At 65.8% G+C, this 6,247-nt stretch carries 5 protein-coding genes; 3 read left to right on the top strand and 2 right to left on the bottom strand.

The window, feature by feature from the left end; translation table 11 throughout:
• Positions 1-5 precede the first annotated feature (5 nt).
• Both J5J86_RS06120 and J5J86_RS06125 read right to left on the bottom strand, forming a co-directional pair.
• The gene (locus tag J5J86_RS06120) at positions 6-2,258 is read right to left on the bottom strand and encodes an FUSC family protein (protein WP_209103981.1); all 2,253 of its coding nucleotides are present in this window, start codon (positions 2,256-2,258) and stop codon (positions 6-8) included.
• Between the two features lie 114 nt (positions 2,259-2,372).
• Positions 2,373-2,684 carry a hypothetical protein gene (locus J5J86_RS06125; RefSeq protein ID WP_209103982.1) on the bottom strand — a complete coding sequence of 104 codons (312 nt, stop codon included), beginning with the start codon at positions 2,682-2,684 and terminating at the stop codon, positions 2,373-2,375.
• A 292-nt stretch (positions 2,685-2,976) separates the two neighbouring features.
• On the opposite strand from J5J86_RS06125, the gene zapE reads away from it, so the two are divergent.
• From zapE to J5J86_RS06140, 3 genes are all read left to right on the top strand, one after another.
• Complete coding sequence (zapE, locus tag J5J86_RS06130) at positions 2,977-4,161, top strand: cell division protein ZapE (protein WP_209103983.1); 1,185 nt, start codon at positions 2,977-2,979, stop codon at positions 4,159-4,161.
• Between the two features lie 187 nt (positions 4,162-4,348).
• Positions 4,349-5,314 (top strand): malate dehydrogenase, encoded by a 966-nt coding sequence (gene mdh / locus J5J86_RS06135; RefSeq protein ID WP_209103984.1) that lies wholly within the window; start codon positions 4,349-4,351, stop codon positions 5,312-5,314.
• 134 nt (positions 5,315-5,448) lie between these two features.
• A partial coding sequence (locus J5J86_RS06140; RefSeq protein WP_209103985.1) for an ATP-grasp domain-containing protein occupies positions 5,449-6,247 on the top strand: 799 nt, incomplete at its 3' end.

Consider the following 6,247-nt stretch of genomic DNA (forward strand, 5'->3'; position numbering starts at 1 on the left):
CGGTCTCACGCGGCGTGCGGCGTGCCCGAGGCCGCATCGCGCGGATGGCTGGGGGCGGGGTCGGGGCGCTGCTCGGCTGGCCGGCTTGCGGCGAGAAGGCCGCCCAGATCCTTGAGCGGGCGCAGCACCGCATCGGAAAAGCTCAGATAATCCGCCATCAGCGGCAGGAGCCTTCGGGTCTTCGGATCGTCCACATAGTCCATGGCGAGACGGACCGCGGCATCAAGGTCCGGGGCCGTTTGAGGATCGGTGCCGGCCGGCGCCTCTCCGAGCGCCGCGTCAAACGCGCGCAATGTGCGCGCCCGCGCCGCCTCCAGCACCGTGACGAGCGGCTCGGGGAGGGGCAGGCCGGACAGGCGTTCTGCTGCGTCTTCCAGCAGGGCCTGGTAGGTGGTCAGGATTTCCAGCGTCGAGACCAGCGTGATAACATCGGCCGCGGAGCGATGTCCGAGGCTGGTTTCCGCGCCGATATGGGGCAGCCGATCGGCCAATACGCGCAGTTCTAGCGACATGGCAGCGGTGCTGGCGCGCGGGGCCGCGACCTCCCCCTCCGCGTGGTATCGTGGCCAGGAAGCGGCAAAGGCCGTCCGGCAGCGCTTAATCATGGAGATCACCTGGTCCCGGATCTGGTCGGCCACATAGACGGGCAGCACCACCCAAGAAACCAGCAGGGCCACACCGGCGCCGATTCCCGTCTCGTAGATGCGCGCGACCATCCCCTGCGCATCGAGCCCGCTGACGATGTGGAGGGCCACCACCACCGAAAAGCCGATCATCGCGGAGGCAATGTCGTAGCGGTCCCGCACCGTCACCAGCGATATCATCTGGCAGATGAGGCACAGCAGGGCCAGGATCCACACATTGTCGCTCAGGAGCACAACGCACCCGAGGCCGATGGCAACGCCTATGGCTGTGCCGACTGTGCGGTAGCGCACGCGCACATAGGTTTCGCCGACGCTGTTGCCCAGGACGAAGATCACGGTCAGCGTCGCCCAATACGCGTGGTCCAGATGCAGGATGAGGTCGAGACCGGTGGTGATGGTCGTGGCGACCAGACCCTGGATGGCCACCTTGGCGAACGGGGAGAGGCCGTCAGTGGCGGGCGGAGGAGGGGGCTGTGGAGCCGGCGCCGCCGAGGCGTGCCATTGCTCCGGCCCTTCGGACAGCAACCGCGTGAGTTCGGTGACAACCAAGGCGAGGCGCTCAAAGGCGGTGACCGCGCGCAGCAAAGCGAGGTGGTCGCTGGGCTTCAAGTTGGGTGCCATGGCGGCCTGGCGCAGCCGGGCCAGGATGCCGCCCATGCGGGCATGCTCGGGGAAGGGCTGCGCGAGCCCGTTCTCGAGGTGGCGGGCGAGTTGGTCTGCGGCTGCGGCGAGCGGCGCGCGCCAGGTGCCGGCAGAACCCGTATCGGCGTCCGGCGCGGGGGAGGGAATGCAGGCGCTCAACAATTGGGTGGCCACGCGCAGCCGATAGGCCAGGGAGCGGACCGCTTCCAGATAGTTGCGCGCGTCGGGGGCTTCGGCGGACGCATTCACGAGAGCCGACCGCACACGCACGCGGATCTGATCCAGCAACTCATCGGTGGTCTGCGGTACGGGCCGCGCCTCGCGCACCGCACTCGCCACTTCGTGAAGATGGCGTCCGATGGCCTGACCGGCGGCCTCCACCGTGTCAGCATAGATGGTCAGGGCATTGGGACGATGGAGGCCGAAGCGCACAAGCGCCGCAATGGCGCCGCCTTGGCAGGCGGCCATCATCAGCCATGCCGTCTCCATATGAGTGGGGCGCAAGATGGCTGCTACCGTCACGACGACGATGATCACATTGCCCTGCCGCATGCCCTCCATGCCGTTCTTGCGCATGTAGAGCGACACCCCGGTCAGGGGCACCACGGATAGCTTGAGGAACATGGCATTGGCTTCGCCATCGCCGGGACCGATGATCAACACCGCCACCAGCACTGCGAAGGTCAAGGCGAAAAGCTTGAGAAAACTGACCGCTTCGATCCGCCGGCTGGCTGCCGGGGTGAAGGTGATGAGGACCATCGTCGTGATGGCACCGGCCATGGGGAAGACGATGTCGAGACCGAGCCCCAGCCCGCGCGAAGTGGCCACGCCCGTTGCGATAACAAGGACGAAGGCGATGCCGATATGAAGCGCGCGCGTCTGGTCGACCGCGCCCGGGTCGTGGCTCGCCAGCCATGCCTTCGCCCGGTCCACCAAGGATCGGCTGCCGTCCGCCGCCACATCCGTCTGCACGCCATTCCCCCGTTGCTTCGGCCCTTTTTACAGAGGGCACATGGCACGGGAAAAATGTCCAGATCCCGGCCGGAGCGAGGCCCTGGCCGGGATCCACAACTCAGTTCGTCGTCATCAATAGGGGCCGGGATAAGCGGGGGCCGGGACCACATGGACGGTGCTCGGTTGATAGGTGTAACCCGAGCGGTAGGCACGGCTGGCTGGTGCCACCATGGTCGCGTTGCGACCGCCCACCGCGTCGGAATACGTGTCCTGGTAAAGGACGTAGCCGCCATTGCGGAGGAGATAGTCCATTTGCTGGACGCGGATCATGCTGTCGTTCACGCGCGTGGTGCTCTCATCGGCGGATGCCGGCGCGGGAATGGCGAGCGCGGCGGCGAGGGCGAGGCTGATGAGGCCGGCGCCGCCGGCGATGGTCTTGTTCATGCTCACTCTCCCTGTCTAGCGAGCGCAGGTCTGCTCTTGGCGCCGCGCAAGCGGCGCCACTGCGACTGCGGTTCGCTGCTGGATCTGTCTGGTCCGGCCGGGCCCTTGGTGTGCGCCGCGCCGGGTCTGCTGAGGTAACGCGCGCAGCGGGGTTTGGTTTCAGCGCCTGGTTCGGGATGAATTGGGGGTCGACTTTTGCGGTGCATCGTCTAAACGGCACCCTCGCTTTGCAGGCGAAGCCCCCGGCCTTGCCGAAGGCGGGGCCGCACCATTGGCGAGGGGGAGTGAGGACATGGTTTCGGAAACGTCGGCCCGCGTGCTGGAACGTTACGGCACCATGGTCTCCGAGGGGCTGATCTCTCCCGACCCAGCCCAGGCCAATGCGGTGGATTCCTTCGCCCGCCTGGAGCGAGAACTCAGGGACTATGCGCTGGCCCGCAAGTCCTCCGCGCTCGGCTGGCTGTTCCAGCGCCGCGCTCCGCGTCCGCCCCAAGGCCTTTATATTTATGGCCGCGTGGGGCGCGGAAAGACCATGCTGATGGACCTCTTCTATGAGACGGTCCCGGTCAAGTCCAAGCGCCGCGCCCATTTTCACGAATTCATGGCGGATGTGCATGAGCGCATCTTCGCCGAGCGCGAGGCCCAGAAGGCGGGCCTGCGCAAAACCACCGATCCACTCCAGCCCGTCGCGGACGCCCTGGCCGCCGAGGCCAAGCTGCTGTGCTTCGACGAGTTCCATGTCACCGACATCGCGGATGCCATGATCCTCGGCCGGCTGTTTGAAAAGTTGTTCGCCGACGGCGTGGTGGTGGTGGCCACCTCCAATGTGAAGCCCGACGATCTTTATGCGGGCGGTCTCAATCGGGCGCTCTTCCTTCCCTTCATCGGCATGATCGAGGAGCGGATGGAGGTGTTGGCCCTTGATGCGGAGACCGACTACCGCATGCTGAAGCTGGAAGGCATCGAGGTCTGGCATACCCCGCTGGGTGCGGCGGCCGATGCCGCGCTTGATGCCGCCTTTGCGCGGCTGGCAGGTCCCGCCGGCGGGCATCCCAGCCAGATCATGATGAAGGGACGTACCATTCCCGTCCCGTCCGCCGCCAATGGCGCGGCGCGTTTCACGTTTCACGGGCTGTGCGAGCAGCCACTGGGGGCCACCGACTATCTGCGCATCGCCCGCACCTATCACACCCTCCTGCTGGAAGGCATCCCGGTGCTGGACGGCGACCGGCGCAACGAGGCCAAGCGATTTATCTCGCTCATCGACACGCTGTATGATGGAGGCGTGAAGCTGATCGCATCCGCGGCGGCGCAACCTGAGGCCCTCTATCTCGGCACGGAAGGGGCGGAGGCCTTTGAATGGGCCCGTACGGTCTCCCGCCTCCACGAGATGCGTTCCGCCGAATATCTCTCGCGCCCCCACGGCCACGCGGATTCGCGCGCCACCGGCAATACGACGGGCCTTGTGGAAACCTGATTTTCATCCGCGTTCTCCGTCCAATTGCCAACTTGGAGTCTCAGCGGCACAGCTTAGGATGGCGCCGCGCGGTCGTTGGGAGGCGATTGTGCAGTGCGAACGTCTTGAACGCCCTGCCGGATGGGAGTAGTCAGACCCCGCTCGGACAGGGCCGCACCTCCATGCCCCGGGACAGGGACACTCGTCTATGGCGCGCAGCAAGATTGCATTGATCGGGGCCGGTCAGATCGGCGGCACGCTTGCGTTGCTGGCCGGCCTGAAGGAACTCGGCGATGTCGTCCTGTTCGACGTGGTGGATGGCGTTCCGCAGGGCAAGGCGCTGGATCTGGCGGAACTTGCTCCGGTGGCCGGCATCGATATTCGCCTCTCCGGGACCAATTCCTATTCCGGCATCGCCGACGCCGATGTGGTGATCGTCACCGCTGGCGTGCCCCGGCGCCCCGGCATGAGCCGCGACGATCTCCTGTCCGTCAATCTCAAGGTGATGGAGCAGGTGGGGGCGGGCCTTGCCAAATATGCCCCCGACGCCTTCGTCATCTGCATCACCAATCCGCTGGACGCCATGGTCTGGGCCCTTCAGCGCGCGAGCGGGCTGCCGCGCGAGAAGGTGGTTGGCATGGCCGGGGTGCTGGACAGCGCGCGGCTGCGCTATTTCCTGGCCGACGAATTCAACGTTTCGGTGGAGGATGTGACCGCCTTCGTCATGGGCGGCCACGGCGACACCATGCTGCCGCTGATCCGCTATTCCAGCGTGGCTGGTATTCCCGTGCCGGACCTCATCCGCATGGGGTGGACCACACAGGAACGCATCGACGCCATTGTGCAGCGCACGCGCGATGGTGGCGCGGAGGTGGTCAATCTCCTGAAGACCGGCTCGGCCTTTTATGCGCCAGCGGCCTCCGCCATCGCCATGGCGGAGAGCTATCTCAAGGACAAAAAGCGTGTTCTGCCCGCCGCCGCGTGCCTGGCGGGGGAATACGGACTGCGCGACCTTTATGTGGGCGTGCCGGTGGTGATCGGCGCCCGGGGCGTCGAGCGCGTGGTCGAAGTGGAACTCGACCGTGCCGAGCGCGCCCAGTTCGAGAAATCGGTGGCGGCGGTGAAAGGTTTGGTGGATGCCTGCGTCAGCATTGCTCCTGACCTCGCCGCATGACGCGATCGACGGTGGTGCCCTGGGGGGCGCCACCTTAGTCCCGGCGGGGAAATCTCCGCCGGATTACACCAGCGACTTGTTCCGCTCCCGGCTTCGGGAGGGGGGCACTGCGCAACCCTCAGGGACGAAGCCCCATGAACATTCATGAATATCAGGCCAAGGCTCTTTTGAAGACATACGGAGCGCCGGTCTCCCGCGGCATCGCCGTCTTCTCGCCGGAAGAGGCTGAAAAGGCAGCCACCGAGCTCGGTGGTCCGCTCTGGGTGGTGAAGTCCCAGATCCATGCCGGCGGCCGCGGCAAGGGCAAGTTCAAGGAGCCGGAAGCCGGCGAGAAGGGCGGCGTGCGCCTGGCCAAGTCGGTGGACGAGGTCAAGGCCTTCGCCGGCCAGATGCTCGGCAACACCCTCGTCACCATCCAGACGGGTCCCGCCGGCAAGCAGGTGAACCGCCTCTATATCGAGGACGGCTCCGACATCGCCAAGGAATTCTACCTCTCTCTGCTGGTGGACCGTGAGACCTCGCGTGTGGCCTTCGTGGTCTCCACGGAAGGTGGCATGGACATCGAAGAGGTGGCCCACCACACCCCTGAGAAGATCGTCACCTTCTCTGTCGATCCGGCGAGCGGCGTGCAGGGCTTCCATGGCCGCAAGGTGGCCAAGGCCCTCGGCCTGACCGGCGACCTGGCCAAGCAGGCCGGCAAGCTGACCGAAGTGCTGTACACGGCCTTCACCGGCACCGACATGGCCATGCTCGAGATCAACCCGCTGATCGTCACCAAGGACAATCAGTTGAAGGTGCTCGACGCCAAGGTGTCGTTCGATTCCAACTCCCTGTTCCGCCACCCCGACCTGGTCGAGCTGCGCGACGAGACCGAAGAAGACGCCAAGGAGATCGAGGCGTCGAAGTATGACCTCGCCTATATCGCCCTCGACG

This window comes from Aquabacter sp. L1I39 (genome assembly GCF_017742835.1).
Classification (GTDB): Bacteria; Pseudomonadota; Alphaproteobacteria; order Rhizobiales; family Xanthobacteraceae; genus L1I39.

Bases quoted from the DNA above. Each gene is read 5' to 3' on its own strand.
- J5J86_RS06125 (WP_209103982.1), bottom strand. From the start codon at position 2,684: ATGAACAAGACCATCGCCGGCGGCGCCGGCCTCATCAGCCTCGCCCTC.
- zapE (WP_209103983.1), top strand. From the start codon at position 2,977: ATGGTTTCGGAAACGTCGGCCCGCGTGCTGGAACGTTACGGCACCATG.
- mdh (WP_209103984.1), top strand. From the start codon at position 4,349: ATGGCGCGCAGCAAGATTGCATTGATCGGGGCCGGTCAGATCGGCGGC.